This window comes from Rania fehmarnensis (genome assembly GCF_056494185.1).
Genome location: NZ_CM151398.1, coordinates 2,160,555 through 2,186,530 on the forward strand (window position 1 = coordinate 2,160,555; position 25,976 = coordinate 2,186,530).

A 25,976-nucleotide genomic window follows, 5' to 3' on the forward strand; every position below is an offset into this window, starting at 1 on the left:
GTTTCATTAGCCCGGGTCAACTACAACCCGAATATCAACCGCTTCGTTTTGAGCACTGGGACGTGTGGAGGTGCTTAGCGCGTTGTAACTCGTCGAACGCTGTGCCTTCCGTTCTTTGGCGGTTATCAAACGAAAACGCGGCAGTCGATTTGACTGCCGCGTTTGGTTGTTTTTCGAATTCGCATTTTCGAAGTTCGTAGTTCGAACTTCAAACTTCACTTGCGATTTCAGTATCAGTCGATGGCGATCGAGCTGGCAACCGGCAAGCCGTTGAAGGGGCAAGCCGAAGCTGAGGTGTAGGCGCCCATGGTTGGGACCAGCAGGATTTCGCCGACTTCCAGGTCAGGCATCATTTGATCGCGCGACACCACGTCGCTCGAATCGCAGGTGGGTCCTGCCAGGACGCATTCGAACAGTTCGCGTCGGTCAGCGTTTTCGGCCAGGATGGAGTAGTCGATATGATCGAACACTTTTCCTGAGAACGATCCGTACAAGCCGTCATCGATGATGTACCAGGTCAGTCCACCGCGCGTGTTCTTGCCGAGCACGCGTGTGATCAGCGAGACGCTTTCGGCGCACATGCCGCGACCAGGTTCAGCGATCAAGCGAATGGGCAGATCGCCGAAAACATCTTCCAGTCCACTGTGAATGGATTGGCAGAAGCTCTCGATTGAAGGAGCGTCGGTACGATACGGAGCGGGGAAGCCGCCACCGATATCGAGCACTTCCAGTTCGATACCGTCATCAGCGCAGCGATCCCAAACTTCGCGAATGCGCCGCAGGGCGATGCGATAGTCTTCAGGATTGAGGCACTGCGATCCGACGTGGAACGAGAAGCCGCGAACGCGCATGCCGCGCCGCACAGCGGAACGGACCAGGCCGACTGCATCAGGCAGGGCTGCGCCGAACTTGGCTGAGAGGTTGATCATGCTGGAGGAAGCCGACACAGCCAGACGCAGGAGCAGGTTGACGTCGGGAGTTAGCCGAGCCATCTTGTCCAGTTCGAACATGTTGTCGTACACGAACCAACGTACACCGTACTCGTAGCAATCCAAGAGATTGCTCTCTGTTTTGCATGGGTGCGTGTGGAGCATGCGGTCTGGCGAAAAGCCAGCGCGAACCGCAGCTTGGAGCTCACCGAACGAGCAGACGTCAACTGAGCAGCCTTGCTCGCATAGGGTCGAAAGTATGTGGTGATCAGGATTGGCCTTCGCGGCGTAGAACATTTCTACGCCCGGTAGGTGCTCCCTCATCTTGTTGTAGGTCTCGATGAGTTTCGGACGGGACACGACAAGCAGCGGCGTTCCGAAGCGCGCGCCCAACTCACGTGCCAACTCGAAAGACAACACAGGTTGAGCTTGCCGCGTCGTGTGCGGCACCATAGTTTCGGTGAGCATACAGGTGGATTGCACCCCTTTCGTAGATAAACGACAACCAACGTGAAACCGTCAGCCGACGCTCTTTGGCAATTCTTCGCCGCATTCATGCAGCAATACCGCACTTGATCGAAGGCGACCTGGCAGGTTTTTTAGTTGACCACGCTGTGGCTTACAGGGCTTGGGCGGGACCGCTTTTATTAGAAGGTCCACTTGCGCCTTTGGCTACTTGTCGCGTGATCCCTGCATTCAGGACCGCTTGCGGGCTTTTGGCATGTTTGAGGGGAGGATACACCCAGTGTCGTCCAGCCCATTAACCATTCGCCGCGTGCATCGCTGCACGCACAAATACTTAGACTCCGGTTAGTACTGACAGTTCCACAAAAACACTTTCGAGAATCATTTTTCGTCCGCTCCGGCTCCCGACAAGAGGAATTCCGTTGCGTGAAGGGAAATGTTTACTGAAAAAGTTTCAAACCCACTAGTCCTAAGCGACCAGTGATCGCCCATTTTTTCCAAATTCGTTTCACGCAGCCTCACTTCCAGCCCTGCGCATCCGGGGCCGGACAGGCATATTGGCTACGTCCTCGGCCACTAAAGGCGCTGATTCGCTCGAAATTTGTGGAATTGATTCAGCAGCCAGGTGCAATTGCATTTGGGGGAACGGAATCTCGATTCCAGCTCGACTTAACGCCAACTTAATTTCCTGGGTCAGACGCTCGCGGGTAACAAAAACATTTTCGGTAGCCGTCCAAAAGCGAATCGTCCAGTCAACGCTGCTGGGACCTAACTGTCCAAGGAGTACTTGGAAGCCGCGCTTGTCCCCCGCAATCATGAGATCGGCCAGCTTGCCAACCGCATCGGTCAGGGCCGCTCGAGTCGCATCCAAATTGGCTGCGTAAGCCACGCCGACCGTCACGTCGACACGCCGATGAGCATGGAAGGTCATGTTCTCGATCGTGCCCGATGAGATCGCACTGTTGGGTACGATCAACCGGCGATTGTCCGGGGTATCGAAGGTCGTGGTGAACAAATCGATTTCATTAATCTTGCCCGTCACGCCGGCTGCCACCACCATGTCACCAACCTTGAACGGCCGGAACACCAGCAGTAGTACGCCGGAAGCAAAATTGCTGAGCGTGCCTTGAAACGCCAAACCGATGGCGAACCCAGCCGCTGTCAGCACCGCCATCGCGCCGGCAACGTTGATTTTGAACGTAGCCAGAATCCCCAACATGCCGGCTACCAGTATCGTGTAGTAGCTAAGTCGGCCGACGAACTTGCCGAGCGTTTCGTCCACTCGGCGGCAAATGGCGGCCGCAACCGACCGCGATACCATCTTGGCTACGAAGTATGTGCCCAGCAACAGACCCAGCGCTTGCAGACCGTTGAACAACTGCTGGATCAAATGCGAACTGACATCTGGATCCTTGATCCAACTGCCCAGTTGATCGACCAACCCTTGGAGCCATTCCATGCTCGTACCAGTGCCTCCATTGCAAGCTTCAGCGTTCCAGCAGACCGGGCGTCAAAATAGCGTCCTGCAGCATTCAAGCAAATATCAATTCCGGTAGCCGAAGTCGCCAGACTTTGGAGGCGTCAGCTTTAATTCATCCAATCTCCGGCGAGATCGGCTACGGCCTTGCAGTAGGGTCTGTCCCCGGCCCCTCCGCCAATGTTAGCTCTCGGCGCCGGCGCGCGAAGCGGGACAGACCCGGCGCGCGAAAAGAGACAGACCCGGCGCGCGAAAAGGGACAGATCCCGCGGCACCCACCCCCCAGCACCGCAGGCGCTTTCTGGTTTGGAGCTTTGGTTGGAATGTGTATGTCCCGGGTTAAGCCGACGCTTTCTGGTTTGGTGATTTGGTAGGAGTGTGTCTGTCCTGTCTGTCCCCGATCAAGCCTGGGGACAGAGCCCGCGCAAGCCGCCGTAACGCAATGCAGGCAAATCAGCCAGGTGTCTGTCCCCGTGCGAAAGAATCCGCCCGGGGTCTGTCCCCAGCCATTCGTCTCCTGCAATGCATGCAACTTCAAACCTGGATAGAATCTGTTAAGTCTGCATGCTGCACTATTCGATTGGCCACGATGATCATGATCGATGAAATCAACTCCGCCGTTCGCCAGGCACTGATAGGACTGTCCCCAAACGTTGGATGGCGGACCTATACAGGTGTTCAGCAGCAGACGCTGGTCGACGCTCTGTGTGAACTGCTGGGGACACAGCACGTGGAACTAGCCTGCAGCGGTACCGCTGCACTGGAAATGCTGCTGCGGGCCTGCCGCTTGCGCAGTGGCGAGGAAGTACTGCTGGCCGGCTACGATTATCCTGGCAACTTCGCTGCCATTGAACGCGTGGGCGCCCTGCCAGCCTTGGTCGATGTGTCCCCAAACAGTTGGCGATTGGATTGGGACAGTCTCGAAGCGACCTACACTCCCCAGTGTCGCGTACTCATCGCTTCCCATTTGCATGGGCAACTGCAAGAAATGGAGAGACTTCAACGCTGGTGCCGCTCAAAGGGAGTATGGCTCATCCAAGACGCCTGTCAGGCGCTTGGTGCTAGCATTGGCGGAACGAAACTGGGACAGGCTAGTGACGCGACATTCATCAGTTTTGGCGGCAGTAAAACAATTTCAGCCGGTCGAGGTGGAGCTTGGGCAACCAATGACGATTGCCTGGCTCAGCATGCGAGACTTGCTGCCGGTGTGGGCAGCGGCGCATTTCAAATGAGCGAACTTCAAGCCGCAGTTGTGCTGGCGCAATTACCATTTCTGGATCGCATTACGGCTCGAACAAGAGAGTTCTTTTTCTCAATGCTAGCGGAGATGTCGCGAAGATTCCCCGGATCAATAGCGCCATGGGCAGACACAATCGCAACCACAGCTTTTTATCAAGCGGGTTGGATCTTTAAAGATGATCAAGCGATACTCGACCAAGTCGGCGACGTGCCGATCAAGCTAGGTAAAGGTTTCGATGGTTTCCACCGACGATCGACACGCCGTTGCCGAGTAGTCGGTTCGCTCATCCACACGGCGTCGGTAGCGCAGCGGACATGTACCCTTCACCATCAGCTTGCGTTAGGCAGTGGCATAGGCTTCCAGCCTGGGGCGATTTCCGAGCGCACAGGCTAGGAGACAATGCCACTGCCCCATTTACGTCCCCCACATGGCTGATAACGCTCTAACCAGATTGCTCGGTCGCGAATCAGCCTGACTGTGGGGGAATCGTTATTCATTATTGGCGGTGCAGGGTTGATTTTATCCACACTGCAGCTTGTGAGTCGCGAGCTAGGCCGCGACAACGGGTTTGGTTTGGGCGATGCTTGCATTCGAAACAGACCACCTTACATGGCCTGTTTATCAAGAGCCAAGCTTTCCACATCGATCGTCACGGTAGCGGCCCGACGCATGGGCACCACCTTGTGGACATCTTTCTCGTGAGTCTTCAACTCACCGCGAATTATGCGAACGTCGGCAGGTGCCTCAATTCCCAAAGTTACGCGGTTGCCCGAAACTCGCGAAACCACCACGGTGATGTTCTCGCCAATAACCAGCTTTTCACCTTCTTTGCGGCTTAGTACTAACATGGCTGCTTACTCCTCCATGAAGATTGGATCTAGAGACTGTGAACTATTCGCAAACAGGGACACCAAATTTGGCAGAAAAGTTCAAGTTTGCCCAAACTGTTGCAAGTTGCGTTCCGAGCTCGTCAAGGTTTGCCATTTCAGTCAAACTCGAGCTTGCGGACCCTTAAGTCTTGGGACTTTTTCTTGTTTTGTTCTGCCCTCTGATCATCCATGGTCTCACTGTGAGACTACGCGTCTCAAACTAATACAGTTCAACCTCTTGGATGACCATCACAAGCAATGCTGTTCGATTGGTAGCCCAACAGTACGTTGCTTGTCTGCTTATATTTACGGCCCGTTTCGGACACCAATGGTCACGCAGACAGCAAATATTTTTATTCAGGCAAACAATCGCAGTCCACGATCGTTTTCCCGCACCCTTTATTGTAGGGACGTGTCAAGGGTCAAAATGAACGATCGCTCGCAGGCCAGATGTTGAGATGCATTGCTAGCATAATCGCCAGCTATCCTATAGAGCGGCTGGGGATGGTCGCCCGTCCTATCGTACTCGTACTCGTACTCGAAATGGTTTCGAGTACGAGTAGGAGTAGGAGTAGGAGTAGGAGTAGGAGTAGGAGTACGAGTAGGAGTAGGAGTACGAGTAGGAGTAGGAGTGGACAGACCAGCGGTTTGCAGATGCGTGCTTAGCGGGTGCGGAGCGGCTGGGGACAGCCGCTCTACAAAGCCACGACTGGGGACAGACCAATCACGCGCGCTCGATCGGGAACGATATTACTTCATCAATAGCGTTGAGCCCTAGAGCTATCATCACTAAGCGGTCAACTCCCAGTGCGCAGCCACACGAATCCGGTAGTCCAGTCCGCATGGCTGCTAGCAATCGATTGTCCAGTGGCAGATCTTCTTTGCCGTCGCTGCGTCGCTCGGCCAATACTTGAGAACTTCGCCGAGCCAATTCATCGGCATCCAGCAACTCGTGATAACCGTTGGCGATTTCTACGCCCCGCACAAACAGCTCGTAACGTTCGGCTGTGCGCGGATCGCCCAAACTGACCGCAGCCAGAGCAGCTTGGGTGGCCGGATAGTGCGTCACCAACATTGGTCTGTCCCATCCCAAGTTCGGTTGTATGCACTCGGCAAAAATCAAATTCAACCAATCATCGCGAGACTGCCCCTCCCATGAGCTGCCCAACTGTAAACCCTGCGCTTCCGCAATTGCTGGCAAAGCATCGTCGCGGCACGTTAGCGGATCTTGGCCTGTCCCCGTTTGAAACACGCTTTGATAGGTCGCTATCTCAGTCTTCGCAGCAGTCATGCTAGCACTGGCCAGCACGTGGTCGACCAAGTCGGCGAGAAACTGCAATGCTTGCTCTAAGGGCTCACCGACCCGGTACCACTCGAGCATCGTAAACTCGGGATTGTGGTGTGTCCCCCGCTCTCCGGCGCGGTAGGCAGGGCCAAGTTGATAGATGGCGGTCATACCAGCCGCCACTAGCCGCTTCATACAGAACTCAGGTGACGTTTGCAGATAATACCGCCCAGCCGAAGCCTGCGAGCAGCCCAAGGCTGCACCAGGCAAAACAACCGGGTCGATGTAGCGATCGACGACCGTGTCGGCACTGATCGTGGGAGTCTGCACCTCCACATAGCCTGCCTCGTGAAAGAACTTCCGAATGGACCAGACAATCTCTCCCCGCCGCTCCAATGCTTGCACGCTTGCCAGCGGTCGCCAATCCTCGTCATTCATCAGAAACTCTCTTGTCTTGCCCCAGCCCAGCTTAGTACAAGCTTTTCTGCGAGCGTCTGCAACTTGTCGAAACTGTTCATGCCCACGGCGTCGAAAGAATACTACTGGACGCTTCGGTCACTCTGCACGAAGCATGCTAGCAATACAGGATGATGGCAAAACGGGCAAGGGATGCATACTCAAAGTTCTACTATCGATCTTCGATTCAACCCGGACTGTCCAGCAGCCGCCCAGCCGCTGCTCTGTTCCCGAGCGACGCGTTCCCGAGCGACGCGTCTGGGTGCGACTCTATGGGTGATCACCGTGGCTTTAGGCCTGTGGCCAGGCTCTCGGTCCCAAGTCGCCGCGGATGAGCCGCCTGTAGCTGATCAAGTCCCCGATCAAGCCAACCACAACTTGACCGATCGCGAACTCTACAGCCGAGCGGCCAGCGCGCTGTTGGCTAAAAACCTCGATCAAGCGACGATCGAATTGCAGCAGCTGATCGACTCCCATCCCACCAGCGAACTGGCACCGTTGGCCGCTATTCGCCTGGCCGAATGCCATTTGGCGACCAGCAAGTGGACCGATGCCATTGCGGTGTTGGATCATTGGTTGCCCGAATTATCCAAATCAACGCAAGCCCGCACCCTCGAACCAGCCGCCCTGCTGCGCGCCCAGGCGCTGCTCGGTCGAGCCTACCTGATGAATGGCCAATACACGCAACTTAGCGAGCTGTGCCAGGCTCAGAAAGCAATTTATCCAGACCGTACCAAGGTGACCGAAGCCGAACTAAAGGCACTCAATCAGCTCGATGCCTTGGTAACGCAAGCCAAACAGAAACAAGAAGAAGCTCAAGCCGTCGCGCTACGAGCGGCAGCGGCAGCGGTCAAAGACAAGCAATTCGCACTGGCCCAATCGCAACTTGATCAAGTCGACGAGAAGCTCCTCAGCCCAAACTGGTTGTGGCGCTATCAAGTGCTGCGAGCACAATGTGCTCTCGGCCAGAATGATCCTCAAGCCGCATTGGATGTTATCACCGCCATCAAAGTCAGCGAACTGGCGACCAACGAACAAGCGGCAGTTCACATCGTTCGCTTGGACGCAGCCATTGCCCTAGGCAAACTGATCATTGCCCAAGAGTCCATCGACATACTCGCTCCAATGACCGGCGACGATGCTCGCCAAGGCGCAGCGGTCGCGCTGCGGGCAGTCGAGCTGGCCATGCTCAAGAAAGATCGACAAACGGCTGATCAGTTAGCCATCGCCGCCAAAGCCAAGTATGCCAAGTTTGAATCATTGCACGAATTCGATCTGCTGTTGGCTCGCAATGCGCTGGCACGCATCGAGTTTGATCAAGCGCGCACGATCTTGAACTCGATCCTGCAAACTCCACCGGCCAGCGATATCACGGCGGTGCCGCGCGCCCACTGGTTGCTGGGCGAATCGTACTTGCTTTCGCAAGATTATCCTCCAGCCATCGAACAGTACTCGCAAGTGATCGATACCAATCAACCCTCGGCTTGGATGGAATCATCCTTGATGCAACGCGGCAAGTGTTACCAGCGCACTGGCCAGATAGATAAAGCCATCGCCGACTATCGCCGGCTCGCACGCCAGTTTCCTCGCTCGGTATTGCGAGTCGAAGCCCTCGTGCAATTACAAGAACTAGGTGCGCCGGAGTCGGTTCAACTGAATTCCAGTGCCACGGAGTCGTCCGATGCACTGCCACTGAAGGAAGCATCCACGGTTCAACCAACTTTGAAATAGGGTCGCTCGACGCGACGCGCCTTGCCACTATTAGGGTTCATCATGTTAGCTCGGTCACCTCAACGACAATGGAAACTGCCCGCCCGGCTCATGGTCAGTTTGGGCGTGTTGGGCGTGCTCTGGGTTGGTCAAGTTCGGCTCAATGCACAGCCTCCGATGCAACCCAGCGGCTTCAACATGCCGCAGCCAATGTCCAATGCCCCGCCAGGCAACGGCAATCAATTCAACGCCCCAGGCACAAACTCCGCGACCAATGCGATCGCAGCATCCGAGACAGCGGCACCCACCGCGGGCAAAATTCCAATGACCAGCCTCTTCGGTGCGATTCGTGAAGGCGGCGTGATGATGATTCCAATCATCGGCTGCTCCTTTGGCTTGATGGTCTTTGTATTCGAACGACTCCTGTTCCTGCGCCGCGCGCGGGTGATCCCGCGTTCATTCGTGCGCGGCGTGATCGAACAACTCGAACAGCAACAACTCGACCGCGAAGAAGCCATCGCACTGTGCGAAGAGAATGGCAGTCCAACCGCCGAGTTGTTTCTCGCAGCTTTGAAACGCTACGGTCGGCCAGCAGTAGAAGTGGAACAAGCAGTAGTCGATGCCGGCGACCGAGTCTGCAACTCACTACGCGCCTACTTGCGACTGTTCAACGCCATCAGCAACGTCACACCACTGCTAGGCCTGCTAGGTACCGTCCTGGGTATGATCGAAGCCTTCAACTCGATTGCTCAAAGTGGTTCGATGGGACGACCTGAACTATTAGCAGGCGGTATTGGCCAAGCCCTGCTAACGACTGCCGCCGGACTATTCGTGGCGATTCCGGCTTACGGCGCATATGCCTATTTCGTCGGACGCGTTGACAAGTTGATTATCGAAATGGATACCCAGGTTCAACGCGTGATCGAACTGATTTGCGCCGAAGGCTTGCAAGAAGCTGGTCGTTCGCGACGTTCGCGACGCGCAGCCTAACGCATATCGAGACAGTGAAACCATTCGGGTAGATCGAACCTTCCATGGCTCTCAAAACAACTCAACACGAAGAACTACCCGGATTGAATTTGACCTCGATGATCGATGTCGTGTTCTTGCTGCTGATCTTCTTCATGGTCGCGACCAACTTCGCACAGACCGGCCAGCAAATCGATGTCAAGCTGACCAACAGCGCTAGTCCGCAGTCGATGTTGCCGATGCCTGACAAGTTAGACGTGACGGTTGCGCGCGATGGAAGTTTGTTAGTCGATAATCGTCCACTTGCAGTGAATGAGCTGGCCAATCTGATTCGCACCAAACGCGCCCAGTTTCCAGGGCTGGTCGTGGGCATTAACGGCGCTCGCGATGCCAGTTGGGGAACGCTCCATTCCACCATGGAGACCGTTCGCATGGCAGCCGGCGCCGTGGAGATGCGTGTGGGTCTGACACGATGAACCTCTGGGCTCGCTTGAGCGAGAATCTGCAGTACGCTTGGGCGTATCTGATGAGCGGTCGCACGCTGGCGATCGTGCTAGGGATTCTGTTCGCTCTGCTGGCCATTGCCCTGCTCATCGCTTCGCGCACTCGATGGGGCAGAGCCAAACCGTTGACCAAGTGCGTCGTGGTCAGCATCGTAGCGCACTTGTGGCTGCTGCTGTACGCCAGTGGCTCGCGTGTCGTCCTGCCTCAAGGCGATCCTAATGGGGCGATGGATTCGATGGCAGTATCGCTCGATGCTACTCGGCTAGAACCAGCCGGACCGACTGCCTCGTTAGAGTTGCCCAGCGATAGCGAAAACGCGGCCGACGAAGCGGCCATGGCCCGTCCACTGACGACTTGGGAGAAGCCGCTCGACACAAGCACTCTGGAAATGCCCGATGTCATGGAAGACGCTCCGGCGGCGATCGCACCGCTTACGGCCAACGATTTGCTGAGCAGCTTTGAACCCGAACCGTTGCCCGAGCTGCCGCCGTTACCCGACGATTTGCCCAGCAGCACACCGACCGCCGCTGCTGAACCAGCGACACCCATATTGCCTCCGCCTCTGGAAGCAACTCAGCCCGGACCGCCGACGTTGCAAACGGTCAGCGCCAAGTCACGCCCAACCAACCTGGATCAAGTACCCGCTGAATATCAATTGCGACTAGCGTCCGATCGATTAGAACTCGCGCGCCCGTTCGGCGCCGATCAAGATACAGAAGCGGCCGTCAACGCGGCGCTCGGCTGGTTGGCTCGCAATCAGAGCCCCAGCGGCGGCTGGATCGCCAGGCAACATGGCGGTGGTACAGAAACGTATGCCCTGGGTGAAAATCGCGGTGGCACAGGCGACCGCGCCGATACGGGAGTAACGGGACTGGCGCTCTTAGCCTTTCTGTCCGGCGGACATACTCATCGCGACGGTGATCATCAAGAAACAGTCGAGCGCGGGCTGGTATATTTGATTCGCGCCCAGATGCCATCAGGTGATCTATCGGGACAGATTGGTCGCGATGCTTCGGCGACCTATGCTCGCATGTACTGCCATGGCATCGCCATGTTGGCCTTGGCCGAAGCTTATGCCATGACACGTGATCCCATGATTGCTCAACCGTTGCGTGATGCAGTGGAATATACGTGGAATGCCCAAGATGCACGCAGTGGTGGTTGGCGTTATCTGCCCGGTCATCCGGGCGACTTGAGTCAGTTTGGTTGGCAAGCCATGGCGCTCCGCAGTGCCGAGCGCTCAGGCATCGCGATCCAGCCCGATGATCGCCGACGAATGTTGGCGTTCTTGGACAGTTGTGCCACAGGCAATGCCGGTGGACTGGCCCGTTACCGACCTCGCGAAGGAGCACCCTCGCCCACGATGACAGCTGAAGCACTTGCCTGCCGCATGCTGCTGAATCATCGTGGCACAGCCGCGTCCATGATGGAAGGTCGCGATTATCTGATGAACAACTTGCCCGGCACCAGCGAAGAGAATGTGTACTACTGGTACTACGCGACTATGGCTTTGTTTCAGTTGCAGGATGAAAGCTGGCGAAGATGGAATGTGGCCATGAAGACACAGTTGGTCAGTACGCAACAGCCAGCTTACGCCGAACAAGCCGGTAGTTGGGACCCCGATAAACTCTGGGGCGGCTACGGCGGCCGCGTGTACTCGACCGCCATGTCCTGCATGTGCCTGGAAGTTTACTATCGTTACTTACCGCTCTATCGGTAGGCTACTCCTACTCCTACTCCTACTCCTACTCCTACTCCTACTCCTACTCCTACTCCTACTCCTACTCCTACTCCTACTCCTACTCCTACTCGCCGCCATTTCGAGTACGAGTAGGAGTACGAGTAGGAAATCTAACGCTCGCGCTGCGGGCTCGTCTCCTTCGGCAATCGGCCCCCTCCCGGAGCCTGGCTAAACGCCGGCTCCGACCTCCCCCAACAAAGCTTGGGAGAGGTGACAGTCACCTCCCCCGGCGCAGCTGGGGGAGCGACCGTCTAGTTGGTAGTCAAGGAAGAATCTTAAATTTCTTCCCTTCGCTTGGGCATCTTGGGGGCCAGCCCCCAAACCCCCGGGATTTTTCAAGGCATGGCGCCGGTAACTCAATGTTTGATTTCCTACAGGCGCAGCATTACTATGAACTGTGCTAAGTGAAACATAGCAAAGCTCTGCGGGGACGCAACTTTGTAAGGGATAACTTAGTCGCCGGTGAGTCAATGACCCGCCGAGCACGTAGCGCCCGTGGCCAGGCTGGCGACAGCTTGGTCACGTGCCTTCTTCTCGGGGTCCCACATCGTTTGCGTACGTACCATCTCGTGAAGGATCAGGAGCAGCTTTCGCATGCTCGCGATCAACGCCAGCTTCTTCGGTTTTCCTCGGCTTAATAACCTCGAATAGAATTTCTCGACCACTGGATTCTTTTTGGTTGCCACTAAGGCCGCCATGTATAGTGTACGACGCACCGTTGATCGACCTCCGCGAATGCGTCTCTTGCCATCGCTCTGACCGGTTTGGTTGGCCATCGGAGCTACACCAACAAGCTTGGAAATTTCCGTACGAGAGATTTTTCCAAGTTCAGGAAGTTCAGCACACAGAGTGACTGTCGTGATGAGACCCACGCCTGGCGCGCTGGAGATGATCCTTACGTTAGGTGTCTCTTTGCTCATCTCCTTGGCTTGCTCCTTGAGCTGCTCGTTCAGAGCTTTTAGCTGGTTTTTCAGCATTTTCAAGCTCTCTTCAACGAATTGCTTGACCGTCTCATCCTCAAAACGCAAGCGATTCTTCTCTTGGTTGATCATCGTCATGACCTGTACTCGACGACGCGTAAGCGACCGAAGCTTCTTCTCTCGCTCGGTAAGCGGCTTGGTCAAATGGACTTTGACCTGCTCACCAAAATGCCGAATTACTTTGGCATCAATGGTATCCGTCTTTTCTAGATACCCGTGTGCCTTGGCGTAGTAGTGAGTCTTGCGCGGGTTGACCACCGCCACGTTGACCTTCGCCTCGTGTAGCAGGTCAACCATGATATTCTCATAACCACCGCTGCTCTCGCAAACCACAAGTGTCTTTTCAGGCTCTTGGATGCGCTCGATCAACTTGCCAATGGACGAGACCGTGTTGCTAATCGTTGAAGGCAGCTTGCCCTGGGAATCGGAAATGTCTAGCTTCTTGGAAGCTACATCAATGCCGATCACGCGATCATATGTTGTCATTGTAAACTCCTACCTAGTAAATTCAGGCTTCCTCGCACTTGGCGAAGAGCACTCAGCGACCGTTCGGATAGAAAACAATCAGCTGCCCGACTTCGCTCCCCCACGAGCTACAAATGTGTACATTCGTTCGGGGTCGATAAACTGTCTGGGTAGCTGAGTCCGACACCGTTGCAACGACGTCGAACATGAACATCTTAGTTGGCCGCTATATACTAGGTCGCAGACGAGGCGTTCAGCCGAAGTCTGCGGGAGGGGGCTCGTTACCGAAGCGAAGTGTTTTGCAGCGGAATGCGCCACACACACACAAGTTGTCTCGGAGTAGCAGCACGATTCGGGAGGGGCATATTGCCCTTCGCACTCCTCTCCTTCGGCATGCGGCCCCCTCCCGGAGCCTAGCTAAACGCTGGCTCCGACCTCCCCCAAGCTAAGCTTGGGAGAGGTGACAGAGGTGACTCTCACACTTTTTCAAGTTTAGTAATGCGGCCGGTGGCGACCCATTCGGCGATGTAGATATTGCCGGCTGGGTCAAAGCAGGCGTCGTGTGGATGAACAAACTTGCCGTCTTGCCATAGTTCAGGTTTACCGCGCAAGTTTTCGGTAGCTTTCAAGCGTTCCACGTCATCGCCCAAGTGAGCCAGAACCTGATTGTCTTTACCTAAGAGCGAGATGCGCGCGTGCAGTTCAGGCACGAGCATGACGTCGCCGAGAATATCGATGTTGGCGGGCAATCCAAAACCAGAGATCGTATCGATGTAAGTGCCGTCCATCTTAAAGCGTTGCAGAGTATGGTGCGCGCGGTCGGTGACCACGATCGTCGGTTCGCTGCCGCGACGATCGATCCACAGGCCATGAGCCGTGCTGAAAGTGCCCTGCCCTTCACCCACGCCACCGAAACACTTTTGCCACTTGCCAGCGGCATCGTAAAAGTGAATCAAGTTCGCGCCGTAACCGTCCACCAGCAAAAATCCGCCATCGTCTAAGAACGCAAAGTTGGTGGGCAAGAACCGATCTTTGCCCCATGCTTTCTTCATGTCGACCTTGTGTTCACGAGCGACCGTGTCTTCGTTTTCAGCGTACTTGCCGCTTTCCATCGGAGCATATTGCTGCCACACGGTCTCGCCGGTGAGCGTCAGCTTGGCGAACGATTTGATGTTCTGATAAGCACAAACGTATAGAAACTCTTCGTTGCCCTCAGCGTGCACTTCGATGCCATGACCGCCGCCTTGAAATTGCGAGCCAAACGAACGTACATACTTGCCGCTGGAATCAAAAACGAAGATCGATGGGTGATCGGTCTGATCGGCGCGTCCCTCGTGAATCACGTACAGATTGCGGGCTTTGTCCACCGCGACATTGTGCGTGGTCTGCCATGTGAACTTGTCAGGCAACTGCGCCCAATTGTGATGAACTCGATACTTGTAGTCCCCCTGGCCAATGACGACTTCAGCATTGGTCTTACTGGCAGTGGCAATGCGTGGGGCTACCAGGGCAGCCGCGGTGGCCGCGGCGCTAATGGTTAGAAAACTTCGACGATTTTTCATAGTTAGTCCCATATCGAGTGTTAGTTGCGAAAGTTGGAATCAGTTAGCCAACGCTGCAGTTGGGAAAGTGCCGTCAGCTCGACGCGATTATAACTCGCCAATCGCTTTGTGGGGCGGATGTGCGCGGTGCGACTACCTTTGGGGAGTCGTCCGACGCGTTGAGGGCCGAGCAGGTGCCAGAAGGCTAACAACCGAGCACAACCAGACGGCAGCTAGGCACTATGCGCCTCCCTCGCCGGAATGCTAGCAATAATCGATTCATACTAGCCGTTCCCCAATATTGTCGCATTGACATGACTGGTCAGCTCGTTAGACTTGCATCTGCCTTTTTGATAGCGGAAAGTGCTGTATTAGTTTTGTTAATAGTTGTGGCCAGTGGGTGTGGCATAGGCTTCCAGCCTGTGTAGCAGTGGGTAACGCGTGAATGCGGCTACCACACAGGCTGGAAGCCTATGCCACAAGACAGGCTGGAAGCCTATGCCACAGACAGGCCACCTACAGCACTACCTTTGGGCACATGACAGGCGGATGTGATGCATATTCGAAATTTAAAAGTCTTTTGTGACGTTGTCGCCCGAAACAGCTTTTCGAAAGCTGCGGAGGACAACGGCATGACGCAGAGCGGTGCTAGCCAGGCGGTGCAGCAGCTGGAGGACTTCTTGCAAGTTCAGTTGCTCGATCGCTCCAAGCGTCCGTTTGTCGTCACCGATGAAGGCGAAGTCTTCTATTCGGGTTGCTGTAAACTGGTTCGACAGTTCGACAATTTGACCGAAGAGGTGCGCTCGCTGGGTCAAGAAATTAGCGGCCGCGTTACCGTGGCAGCCATTTATTCGATTGGCCTCAGCTACATGCCCGCCTTGCAGAAGAAGCTCAAGGCGCGCTTTCCCAAAGCGGAATTTCGTTTTCAGTTTTGTCATCCCGACGAAGTCTATCGCGCGGTGGAGCAAGGTTCGGTCGATTTTGGACTAGTCAGTTATCCGCAGCAATCCAAGACAATTTCAGCTACGCACTGGTTAGATGAACCGATGGTGCTGGCAGCACCATCTGGACATGCGCTGGCCAAACGCGAGCGTGTGACGCCAGAAGATTTGGGATTGGAATCGCTGATTGCGTTTGCCTCCAACTTGCGCATTCGCCACGAGATCGATCGATATTTGCGAACCATTGGGATCACGATGCCCATCACCGCCGAGTTCGACAATGTCGATACGCTCAAGCATGCTTTGGATTTGCATAACGCCGTCGCATTTCTTCCTCGTCCGACCATAGCCGAGGAGTTAGAAAGTGGTACACTGGTCGCGTTGACATGTGACTGGTTAGACTTGCAACGACCGCTAGGGATTATCTTGCGGCGTGACACGGCCCTGGGGCGTACGGCCCGGGCATTCTATGAGTTGTTAATTCAGCGCGAGCCTTGCGGCCAAGAAGATGCGGTTGCGGGAAGCTCTGAAGTTGAACAGGCAGTGGCAAATGGCAGTGCCACTCAAACGGACGCGGAGTCGTCCAGCGCTGCGGCCCCTCGGCCGGAGCGATCCTTCGGCAGTTCGAGTGCCGCAGGCGCGCGGGTGCCCGTCCCGATCGCCGCCGGCAAGAATTCATCGCGGCGCGCAACGAGAGTTAACAAGAAACGCTAGGTCTCATTCCCCCAACGACCTGGCGCGGCCTCGCTCTCCCCGAAAAGCGCTTCTTTGCCCCAGTAAGATTTTGATCAGTTTGAGAGAGGATATCGAAAAAGATGAAACCACTTGAGCATTTACCTGCCAAGCAAGGTCTATACGATCCGGCTCTAGAGAAGGATAGTTGCGGCGTCGGCTTTATTGCGCACATCAAAGGTGTGGCTAGCCACCAAAACGTTCTGGATGCCGACCATATATTGCGAGCCATGGATCACCGCGGCGCATGCGGCTGCGAAGCCAACACCGGCGACGGCGCTGGCATGCTGACGGCGCTGCCGCATAAGTTCCTGGCCAAAGTTGCGCGCGTCGATTTGAAAACTGAATTGCCTGCGCCCGGAGAATTTGCAGCTGGCCTGGTGTTCTTGCCCCAAGATCCCAAAGAGCGCGAATTCTGCAAAGCCAAAGTAGCTGAGATCATTGCGGCAGAGAATCAACGTTTGGTCGGTTGGCGTCATGTCGAGACCCAAGCCAAGATCGCCAATATTGGACCGACGGCCCTGGCGGCGGAACCTGTCATCGAACAACTGTTCGTCGCCGCTGCGCCGGGACTGGATAGCGAAGCGTTCGAACGCGAACTGTACAAGATTCGCAAGCAAGCCAGCGAGCAACTGCGCGGTGAATTGTGTTCGCTCAAGCAGAAGCTGATGTTCTACATCTGCAGCTTGTCGACGAAAGTGATCGTCTACAAAGGTATGCTGACACCGAGCCAGGTGCTGCCGTATTACCCAGATCTGAACGATACCGACTTTGAAACGCACCTGGCGATGGTGCACAGTCGCTTCTCGACCAATACGTTCCCCAGTTGGGATCGCGCTCAGCCGCTGCGCTTCATGAGCCACAACGGCGAAATCAATACGCTGCGCGGCAATGTGAACTGGATGCGTGCTCGGCGTGGAGCTGCACAGAGCAAGCTCTTTGGTGATCAGCTGAAGAAGCTCTTCCCAGTGGTTGAGCCCCACTGTTCAGACTCAGGCTCGTTTGATAACGTGCTCGAGTTCTTGCTGATGAACGGCCGCACGCTGCAAGAAGCCATCATGATGATGGTGCCCGAAGCCTGGCAGGCTCATGAGTCGATGCCTGAGCAAAAACGCGCGTTCTACGAGTTCTTCAGCTGCATGATGGAACCCTGGGATGGGCCAGCATCGATTGTGTTTACCGATGGCAAATACATCGGCGCGACGCTCGACCGCAACGGTCTGCGGCCCAGCCGTTACTACTTGACGCACGATGATCGCGTCATCATGGCAAGCGAAGTCGGCGTGTTGCCGGTTAAGCCCGAACTGGTCAAATTCAAAGGTCGCTTGCAACCCGGCCGCATGTTCTTGATCGACTTTGCCAAGGGCGAACTCATTCCCGATGAAGTCATCAAACAGACATTTGCAGCTGAGCGACCCTACGGTCAATGGCTGCGCGAGCAGCGTATTACGCTCGACGAATTGCAAGCTTCTACGGAGAGCCACGGCTTTTATCCTGATACTCTGCTGCCCCGCATGCAGGCATTTGGTTTCACCTTCGAAACCATGCAGTTCATGTTGCTGCCGATGATCAAAGAAGCTCGCGATCCGATTGGATCGATGGGCAATGATTCGGCGCTGGCTTGCCTCAGCGATCAACCTCGCTTGATCTATGATTACTTCAAGCAGCTGTTTGCCCAGGTGACCAACCCCGCGATCGATTCGATTCGCGAAGAGGTCATCATGTCGCTGGAATGTTACATTGGCCCCGAGCAAAATTTGCTGGACGTCACTCCGGAACATTGCCATCGCTTGCTGTTGCCGCATCCAATTCTGACCAACGAAGAATTGGCTGCCCTGGCACACATGGATCATCGCAACTGGAAGAGCCAGATGATCGACATCACCTACGATCGCAAACTTGGCAAGCCGGGCTTGGTCCAAACGATCGAGCGCGTGTGTGCGGAAGCCGAAGCGGCCATCGATGCCGGTTATCAACTGATCATCCTATCGGACCGCGCCATCAGTGCCGATCGCGTGCCGATCAGCGCCTTGCTGGCTACCGGTGCCGTGCACCATCACTTGGTGCGCGAAGCCAAGCGGACGCGCGTCGGCATTGTGCTCGAGACCGGTGAGGCTCGCGAAGTGCATCACTTCTGCCTGCTGACCGGTTATGGGGCCGATGCCATCAATCCGTACCTGGCCTTTGAATCGCTGTGGAAGGCTAGTCGCGATGGTCTGCTGCCGGGCGAGAAATTTGATACCGATGAAAAGATCGTATCGTCCTATCGCAAAGCGGTCGCCAAGGGCATGCTGAAAGTGATGGCCAAGATGGGCATCAGCACGCTGCAAAGTTACAAGGGTGCGCAGATCTTTGAAGCGCTCGGTTTGCATGACGAAGTCATTGGCAAGTGCTTCATCGGCACGGCCAGTCGCATTCAAGGTGTGAACTTCGAAGTGCTGGCCGAAGAGTCGCTGCGTCGACATCGCTTGGGGTACCCCGAAGATCCGACTCGGCTCCTACCAACGCTGCCCAACCCAGGCGAGTTTCACTGGCGGGCCGAAGGCGAACGTCACGGTTGGGATCCACAAGCGATCGCCGACCTGCAAATGGCCGCGCGGGCTGGTGACAAGAACGCCTACTGGCGCTTTGCCGAGCACATCAATCGCAGTAACAAAATGCAGTATGCGCTGCGTGGCCTGCTAGATTTCAAAGTTGATCCCCAACGGGTTGCAGTACCGCTGGAGGAAGTTGAAGAAGCCAAGGACATCGTCAAACGCTTCTGCACCGGTGCCATGAGTTTTGGCTCGATCTCGGCCGAAGCTCACGAGACGTTGGCCATTGCCATGAATCGACTGGGTGGCAAGAGCAACACCGGTGAAGGTGGTGAAGATCCCGTGCGTTTCCAACCACTGGCCAACGGCGATTCCAAGCGCTCGGCGATCAAGCAAGTGGCATCGGGACGCTTCGGTGTGACGATCGAATACTTGACCAATGCTGACGAACTGCAGATCAAGATCTCGCAAGGTGCCAAGCCTGGCGAAGGCGGCGAGCTGCCTGGCAAAAAGGTCGATCGCAACATCGCCCGAATTCGCTACAGCACGCCTGGCGTGGGGCTGATCAGTCCTCCGCCACACCATGATATTTATTCGATCGAAGATTTGGCTCAGCTAATTCACGATTTGAAGAACGCCAATCCCAGCGCGCGCATCAGTGTAAAACTGGTCAGCGAAGTTGGCGTCGGTGTGGTGGCCAGCGGTGTTAGCAAGGCACATGCCGAGCACATTGTTATTGCGGGTGATACCGGTGGTACGGGAGCGTCGCCTTTGACCAGCATCAAACATGCTGGCCTGCCCTGGGAGCTTGGTATCGCCGAGGCTCATCAAACGCTCGTGCTCAACGACTTGCGTTCGCGCGTGACGTTGCAGACCGACGGTGGATTGAAGACTGGTCGCGACGTAGTCATCGCGGCACTACTTGGCGCGGAAGAGTTTGGCTTTGCCACCGCGCCGTTGATAACGCTGGGTTGCATCATGATGCGCAAGTGTCACTTGAACACTTGTCCAGTCGGTGTGGCCACTCAAGACCCTGAATTGCGTAAGAAGTTCCAGGGCAAGCCTGAACATGTAGTCAATTACTTGTTCATGGTGGCCGAAGATGTACGCCAGATTATGGCTTCGCTCGGCTTCAAGAAACTGGATGACATGGTCGGTCGCGTCGATGTGCTCGACTCTCGCGAAGCGATCAATCACTGGAAAGCTGATGGACTGGATTTGACGCACTTGCTGCATCCTGCTCAAGGTGTTCGTCCTGGCACGGGCACGCGTTGCACTCAAAAGCAAGATCACGGCTTGGAGAAGTCGCTGGATCAAACCGAGTTGGTACCGCGATCCAAGGATGCGCTCGAGCATCAAAAGCCAGTCCGCTTTGAACTGCCGATCATCAATATCAATCGTACGGTTGGTACGATCCTCAGTCATAACGTGGCCAAGCGTTTTGGTCAGGCAGGCCTGCCTGACGATACGATTCACGTCAAGCTGAACGGTTCGGCCGGCCAAAGTCTCGGCGCATTCTTGGCTCATGGGATTACGCTGGAATTGGAAGGCGATGCGAATGACTACGTCGGCAAAGGTTTGTCCGGTGGTCGCGTAATTGTCTATCCACCTAAGAACAGTAGCTTCAAACCCGAAGAGAACATGTTGGTGGGCAACGTTTGCCTATACGGTGCAACCAGCGGCGAAGTCTTCTTGCGTGGTTATGCTGCGGAACGTTTCAGCGTTCGCAACAGTGGCGCCAGCGCAGTGGTCGAGGGCGTAGGTGATCACGGGTGCGAATACATGACCGGTGGTCGTGTGGTGATCTTGGGCAAGACAGGTCGCAACTTTGCGGCCGGCATGTCGGGTGGCATCGCTTACGTCATGGACAACTTGGACGAGTTTCGCATCAAGTGCAACTTGGGCACCATTGGCCTGGAGCGCATTGATTCCGACGAAGAAGAGCAGCTAGTGAAAGATCTGATTGCTCGCCACTTTGAGTACACCGGTAGCACGGTAGCCGAGCGCGTCTTGGCCAACTGGAAAGAGTTTGTGGCCAGCTGTGTGAAAGTTATGCCGACCGATTACAAACGCGTTCTGCAATTGATGAAAGACAACAAAGAGCTCGTCTTTGCAGACGACTAGTTCGCAGCTCGTTCCCAGGCTCTGCCTGGGAACGCACTGTCCAGCAGGCTCCGCCTGCTCCGTGGAAATCCCTGACTTGAGTAGTTCGTATCACTTTGACGGAGGCAGAGCCTCCAGTGCAGTGCGTTCCCAGGCAGCGCCTGGGAACGAGACACCTTACACCTTACACCTTGGACCTTACACCTTACACCTTGGACATCAGCAATGGGAAAGCCGACTGGATTCAAAGAGTATGATCGCAAGAAGGTGCCTTGGCGCGTACCGTTGGAGCGTTTGAAGGACTACGGCGAAGTTTACACAGAACCGGATGAAGCTCAGCTGCGCGAGCAAGGTGCGCGTTGCATGGATTGCGGTATTCCGTTTTGCCAATCGGCTACGGGTTGTCCTATCGACAACTTGATACCCGAGTGGAACGATCTTGTTTATCAAGGTCGCTGGCAGGACGCGAGCGAACGGTTGCACAAGACGAACAACTTTCCTGAGTTCACTGGTCGAGTTTGTCCGGCGCCGTGCGAAGGTGCATGCGTGCTGGGCATTACCAATCCGCCGGTGACGATCAAGAACATTGAAAACGCTATTGCAGATCGTGCGTTTGCGGAAGGCTGGATTACCGCTCACCCACCTACTTCTCAGACAGGCAAACGCGTAGCCATTGTCGGCAGCGGTCCGGCTGGCCTGGCCGCGGCTGATCAACTGAATAAAGTTGGTCACGACGTGACGGTTTATGAACGAGCCGACCGCATCGGCGGATTGCTGATGTACGGCATTCCGAATATGAAGCTCGACAAAGGCGTGGTCGAGCGTCGCTTGGATTTGATGCGAGCTGAAGGCGTCAAGTTTGTGACCGGAGCCGATATTGGTCGCACGCACCAGCTGGCCGATCTGCAAGCGGACTACGACGCGGTGTTGTTATCAACCGGCGCGACCAAGCCACGTGACTTAGAGATTCCCGGTCGCAGCTTGAATGGTATCTACTTCGCGATGCAGTTCTTGACTGCCAATACTAAGAGCTTGCTCGACACCCAACATGCCGATGGCAAGTTCATTTCCGCTAAAGGCAAGAAGGTTGTAGTTATCGGTGGTGGCGATACGGGTACCGACTGTATTGGGACCAGCATGCGTCATGGCTGTACGAGCCTGGTGAACTTTGAGTTGCTCGACAAGCCACCAGAGGATCGAGCCGTCGACAACCCCTGGCCGCAATGGCCGCGCATCTTCCGCGTGGATTATGGTCACGAAGAAGTCGAAGCCAAGTTCGGCAAAGACCCGCGCGAGTATTGCATCCTCAGCGAAGAATTTTTGGACGACGGTAAAGGCAACGTGCGCGGTATTCGGGCTGTGCATGTCAAGTGGAGCAAAGTCAACGGTCGCATGCAGATGGAAAAGGTAGCCGGTTCAGAGCACGTTGTCGAAGCCGACTTGGTCCTCTTGGCCATGGGCTTCCTAGGACCGGAGCATTACGCCATCGAAGGCAGCGGGCTAACTCAGGATGCGCGTTCGAACTATCAAGCCGAGTATGGCAAGTACGAAACGAATGTGCCGGGACTGTTTGCCGCCGGCGACTGTCGCCGCGGTCAATCGCTGGTGGTGTGGGCGATCAGCGAAGGCCGTGGTGCAGCTCGCGCGATCGACGTGTACTTGCAAGGCAGCAGCCTTCTGCCTGCTCCCGATGTAACCATGGGTACCGCCGCCGCAGTCCCAGTGTAGCATGGCCGTATTGTAGAGCGGCTGTCCGCAGCCGCTCAGCACCTGGCAAGTCGTTTGCCTGTTACGCGAGTCTTCAGGTTGGAAGAAACAGTGGTTAGAGGGTGCTGAGCAGCTGAGGACAGCTGCTCTACGCTCAGCACCCGGAACGTCGCTTGCCTGTTACGCGAGTCTCCAGGTCGGAAGAGACACTGGTTAGCAGGTTCAGAGCAGCTGAGGACAGCTGCTCTACGTTCCGCACCCGGCAAGTCGCTTGCCTGTTACGCGAGTCCCCAGGTCGGAAGAAGCATTGGTTAGAGGGTGCTGAGCAGCTGAGGACAGCTGCTCTACGCTCTGCACCTGGCAAGTCGCTTGCCTGTCACGCGAATCTCCAGGTCGGAAGAAGCATTGGTTAGAGGGTGCTGAGCAGCTGAGGACAGCTGCTCTACGTTCCGCACCTGGCAAGTCGCTTGCCTGTTACGCGAGTCTTCAGGTTGGAAGAAACATTGGTTAGAGGGTTCAGAGCAGCTGAGGACAGCTGCTCTACGCTCAGCACCCGGAACGTCGCTTGCCTGTTACGCGAGTCTTCAGGTTGGAAGAAGCATTGGTTAGAGGGTGCTGAGCAGCTGAGGACAGCTGCTCTACATGTCGTTTTGCGGCAGGAAACGATTTACAATGGGCGTGCACCCTCATTCTTAATCTCTGTATTAGGGAACTAGCCAATGACGCCCTGCGCTCGGCTCTTCCGCTTGCTTCCGCTGGCCACTCTGTGCATGTCAATGCACATGGTACTGCTGCATCGTGCGGCGGCCGATGAGTTGGTGTTCGGCAATCAGACAGAGCGCGTTCACCCCGACGAAGTGGAATTGGTCAAGTATCTGCGCAAGTTGGGCATCGGCTACAACTTGAACAACATGACGAGCAACCCGGATGGCCGAGGCATCGAGCAGACGGAAAATGGGCGCGTGATTGTCCTGTACATGCATATCGACAAACGCTTGACCACCGAGCAAATGCAACCACTGGCGGCAGCCAAAGAACTTTCGAGCTTTGACTGCCCGGGTTGGGCTGATGATGAGTATCTCGCTTTTTTTACCAAACCCGGTAGGTTTCCTAAGATAAGCCTGCTCCAAATTGGAGATTCAAAAATCACTGATAAGGGTTTGGTTGGTTTGAAGAACCTGCCCAGGCTCTCTGGAATCAATCTGAAGTCCAGCTTCATTTCAGACGAAGGCATCCAGTACTTAGCGCAGGCTCGTACCATCTCGTTCCTGCGTTTGCATGCCAGTCGGGTCACCGATAACGGCCTGTTCTATTTGACTCAGTTGCCGGACCTATATCACCTCGAGTTAAACAATACGAAGGTAACCGATGAAGGTCTGAAGTTCCTTGGCAAAATTCCTAAACTCAAACTCCTCTACCTGGATCATACGCTCGTCAATGGTAGTGGGTTTGGCGCGTTGGCATCGCTGACGGAACTGACCGATCTCGGTTTGAATAACACGCCCTTTGACGATCGTGGCATGGCTCATCTGGCTGAAGGTGCAAACTTCCGCAACCTCACTTGCCTCTACTTGTCGAACACCAAGATCACCGATAAAGGCTGCGTCGCGTTTGAAAACCTCAATGCACTAAAAGTGTTGAGCTTCGATGGAACCCAAGTCACCGACGCTGGCATTCGACATATTATCAACATGCCGAACCTCTATAACCTGAGCTTGAGTAGCCATGTGACCAAGGCGGGCCAAGCATGGTTAGGGGCGAACGCCAAACTCGCTCCTGATCTGCAACGGGCGTACGCCAAGAAAGTCCAACCGCCGGCAAGTATGCCGAACAAAAAACCGGCTACGAAACCACCGGCTCCACCTGTACCCGCAACTGTGAATCCATCGCTTGAAGAAGCCAAGCAGACTGCATCGCGCCGTAGTAAACTGCTCGAGCTTATCGCCCGAGCGGAGGCCAAGGAGATGATGCTGCCGCGTGCGTTTATACGGCATAATTCACTCAAGTTGCCGGCGGGCTTGCGCGATACGATCTATGAGTATTTGACCGATAAAGACTCACAGGTCCAATACTTGGCTTGCTCAGTCATTCTAGCGATGGAAGACAAGCTCGAAACGAAGTGCGCTGCGCTGACGCGGGTGTTGCTGCAGGTTAAGGCTGAAGAGACTGTGTTCTATGCGGCCAACGATGCGCTGTACCAACTGGCCGATCGCATGCCAGTCCATAGCCCGGAGATCCCTGTGGTATTGGATGCCCTGATGCGCGCGGCCCAACAGGTCGATGATCCAAAGGCAGCAGGTGCGATCATCGCGAACTTCGGACGTTTGGGTGGCAAGTCGCTCAGCGCACGCCCATTTCTAGTAACGTTGGCCAGCAAAGATGACCAGCTTTCACCAATCGCACAAAACAATCTCGAGGCGATCGACAAGTGTTGCCTGACTCGCATGGAGAAGTCTGGGGTTCCTCAAAACGTGCAGACGCTGGTCTATTCCCTGCTGGTATCTCCCGACCCGAAAGCTATCGAAAAGGCAAAGGCTCAATTAACAAAGCTTGGTCCTAGCGCGATTCCCGCGTTGATTCTGGCTGGAGATGACGAGCGTGAATCGTATTATTCTAATAACGCTGCAGATGTTCTCTCCCAATACCCCAAGTCCGATGTGTTAGAAGCTCTTTCGCCGCAATTCAGTTCACCCAGCGCCAACCTGCGCAACCTGTGCCTGGCTTGGATCGCTCGAGTCAAATGGGATACACTGCCACCGGTCGTCGCTGAGTCACTGGATAGCCTCGACGTCAAAATTCGATCTCAAGCCAAGCAGTTGCTATCCACGATAGCCAAGAACTGCGCTGGCGAGGCCGCTGGTCAAGTGAGGCCACTGCTGATCGCGGAACTGAAGGTTCGCCGCTCCGATTGGTCCAACGCCCATGATTTGATTAGAGCCTTGGAAGTCGTAACACCGGTTCCGTCCGAGCTAGCCAAGCTGATGTTGGAATTGGTTGAAGAAGATGTAGGCCATGCGTCGGCCTACGCTGCAGAAGGATTGTGGAGTGTCATTTTTCAGAATGGTCGACAGTTCACGGTCGAAGAGCAGCAAGCATACTTCGATCGACTGGTGAGTGTGCTCAAGAACACCGCGGACGAGAACACCCAAGCTGCTTGCATCACAGCCTTGCCCGCCTTCGTCTCCCAAGACGAGAAGACGATCAACTTGTTACGCGAGCAAGAAGAAGCATCGCAATCGCCGGTTATAAAACGCGCCGTGCAAAACGCACGCGACCGGCTCAAATCAAAACGAAGCTCCCCCTGAACCGGAGAGCAATCGACTTAGAG

General features: G+C 55.4%; 15 protein-coding genes. 9 read left to right on the top strand and 6 right to left on the bottom strand.

All coding sequences use genetic code 11. The features are described 5' to 3' along the window. Nucleotides 1–233: 233 nt before the first annotated feature. Both SH573x_RS07070 and SH573x_RS07075 read right to left on the bottom strand, forming a co-directional pair. A complete protein-coding gene (locus SH573x_RS07070) occupies nt 234–1,397 on the bottom strand; it encodes a type III PLP-dependent enzyme (protein WP_479353668.1) in 1,164 nt (387 codons plus the stop codon). A gap of 505 nt (nt 1,398–1,902) precedes the next feature. Beyond that, nucleotides 1,903–2,853: a mechanosensitive ion channel family protein gene (locus SH573x_RS07075; protein ID WP_479353670.1), complete on the bottom strand. Its 951-nt coding sequence runs from the start codon at nt 2,851–2,853 to the stop codon at nt 1,903–1,905. A gap of 607 nt (nt 2,854–3,460) precedes the next feature. Between SH573x_RS07075 and SH573x_RS07080 the strand changes: the two genes are divergently transcribed. Beyond that, a complete protein-coding gene (locus tag SH573x_RS07080) occupies nt 3,461–4,504 on the top strand; it encodes an aminotransferase class V-fold PLP-dependent enzyme (protein ID WP_479353672.1) in 1,044 nt (347 codons plus the stop codon). A gap of 212 nt (nt 4,505–4,716) precedes the next feature. Here the strand turns inward: SH573x_RS07080 and SH573x_RS07085 are convergent, their stop codons facing one another. Beyond that, nucleotides 4,717–4,959 (bottom strand): carbon storage regulator, encoded by a 243-nt coding sequence (locus tag SH573x_RS07085; RefSeq protein ID WP_479353674.1) that lies wholly within the window; start codon nt 4,957–4,959, stop codon nt 4,717–4,719. 745 nt (nt 4,960–5,704) lie between these two features. Continuing rightward, nucleotides 5,705–6,703 carry an EF-P lysine aminoacylase EpmA gene (gene epmA / locus SH573x_RS07090; RefSeq protein ID WP_479353676.1) on the bottom strand — a complete coding sequence of 333 codons (999 nt, stop codon included), beginning with the start codon at nt 6,701–6,703 and terminating at the stop codon, nt 5,705–5,707. A 171-nt stretch (nt 6,704–6,874) separates the two neighbouring features. Between epmA and SH573x_RS07095 the strand changes: the two genes are divergently transcribed. From SH573x_RS07095 to SH573x_RS07110, 4 genes are read left to right on the top strand one after another with little or no spacing between them, the layout of a single operon-like run. Then, on the top strand, nt 6,875–8,452 hold the full coding sequence (locus SH573x_RS07095) for a tetratricopeptide repeat protein (RefSeq protein ID WP_479353678.1): 1,578 nt from the start codon (nt 6,875–6,877) through the stop codon (nt 8,450–8,452). 42 nt (nt 8,453–8,494) lie between these two features. Then, a complete protein-coding gene (locus SH573x_RS07100) occupies nt 8,495–9,421 on the top strand; it encodes a MotA/TolQ/ExbB proton channel family protein (RefSeq protein ID WP_479353680.1) in 927 nt (308 codons plus the stop codon). 44 nt (nt 9,422–9,465) lie between these two features. Continuing rightward, nucleotides 9,466–9,876, top strand: coding sequence for an ExbD/TolR family protein (locus SH573x_RS07105; protein WP_479353682.1), 411 nt, complete (start codon nt 9,466–9,468; stop codon nt 9,874–9,876). Then, nucleotides 9,873–11,624 carry a prenyltransferase/squalene oxidase repeat-containing protein gene (locus tag SH573x_RS07110; RefSeq protein WP_479353684.1) on the top strand — a complete coding sequence of 584 codons (1,752 nt, stop codon included), beginning with the start codon at nt 9,873–9,875 and terminating at the stop codon, nt 11,622–11,624. The genes SH573x_RS07105 and SH573x_RS07110 overlap by 4 nt, the downstream gene beginning before the upstream one ends. Before the next feature lie 488 nt (nt 11,625–12,112). On the opposite strand, the gene SH573x_RS07115 is transcribed toward SH573x_RS07110, so the two are convergent. Further along, on the bottom strand, nt 12,113–13,111 hold the full coding sequence (locus tag SH573x_RS07115) for an IS110 family RNA-guided transposase (protein ID WP_479348882.1): 999 nt from the start codon (nt 13,109–13,111) through the stop codon (nt 12,113–12,115). A 455-nt stretch (nt 13,112–13,566) separates the two neighbouring features. Further along, complete coding sequence (locus SH573x_RS07120) at nt 13,567–14,652, bottom strand: NHL repeat-containing protein (protein WP_479353686.1); 1,086 nt, start codon at nt 14,650–14,652, stop codon at nt 13,567–13,569. 533 nt (nt 14,653–15,185) lie between these two features. Here SH573x_RS07120 and SH573x_RS07125 point away from each other — a divergent pair. The 4 genes from SH573x_RS07125 (at nt 15,186) to SH573x_RS07140 (ending at nt 25,953) form a co-directional block, all read left to right on the top strand. Next, nucleotides 15,186–16,286 carry a LysR family transcriptional regulator gene (locus tag SH573x_RS07125; RefSeq protein ID WP_479353688.1) on the top strand — a complete coding sequence of 367 codons (1,101 nt, stop codon included), beginning with the start codon at nt 15,186–15,188 and terminating at the stop codon, nt 16,284–16,286. A 101-nt stretch (nt 16,287–16,387) separates the two neighbouring features. Beyond that, nucleotides 16,388–20,962: a glutamate synthase large subunit gene (gene gltB / locus SH573x_RS07130; RefSeq protein ID WP_479353690.1), complete on the top strand. Its 4,575-nt coding sequence runs from the start codon at nt 16,388–16,390 to the stop codon at nt 20,960–20,962. A 204-nt stretch (nt 20,963–21,166) separates the two neighbouring features. Next, the gene (locus SH573x_RS07135) at nt 21,167–22,669 is read left to right on the top strand and encodes a glutamate synthase subunit beta (RefSeq protein ID WP_479353692.1); all 1,503 of its coding nucleotides are present in this window, start codon (nt 21,167–21,169) and stop codon (nt 22,667–22,669) included. Between the two features lie 698 nt (nt 22,670–23,367). Beyond that, on the top strand, nt 23,368–25,953 hold the full coding sequence (locus tag SH573x_RS07140) for a hypothetical protein (RefSeq protein ID WP_479353694.1): 2,586 nt from the start codon (nt 23,368–23,370) through the stop codon (nt 25,951–25,953). Nucleotides 25,954–25,976: the final 23 nt, after the last annotated feature.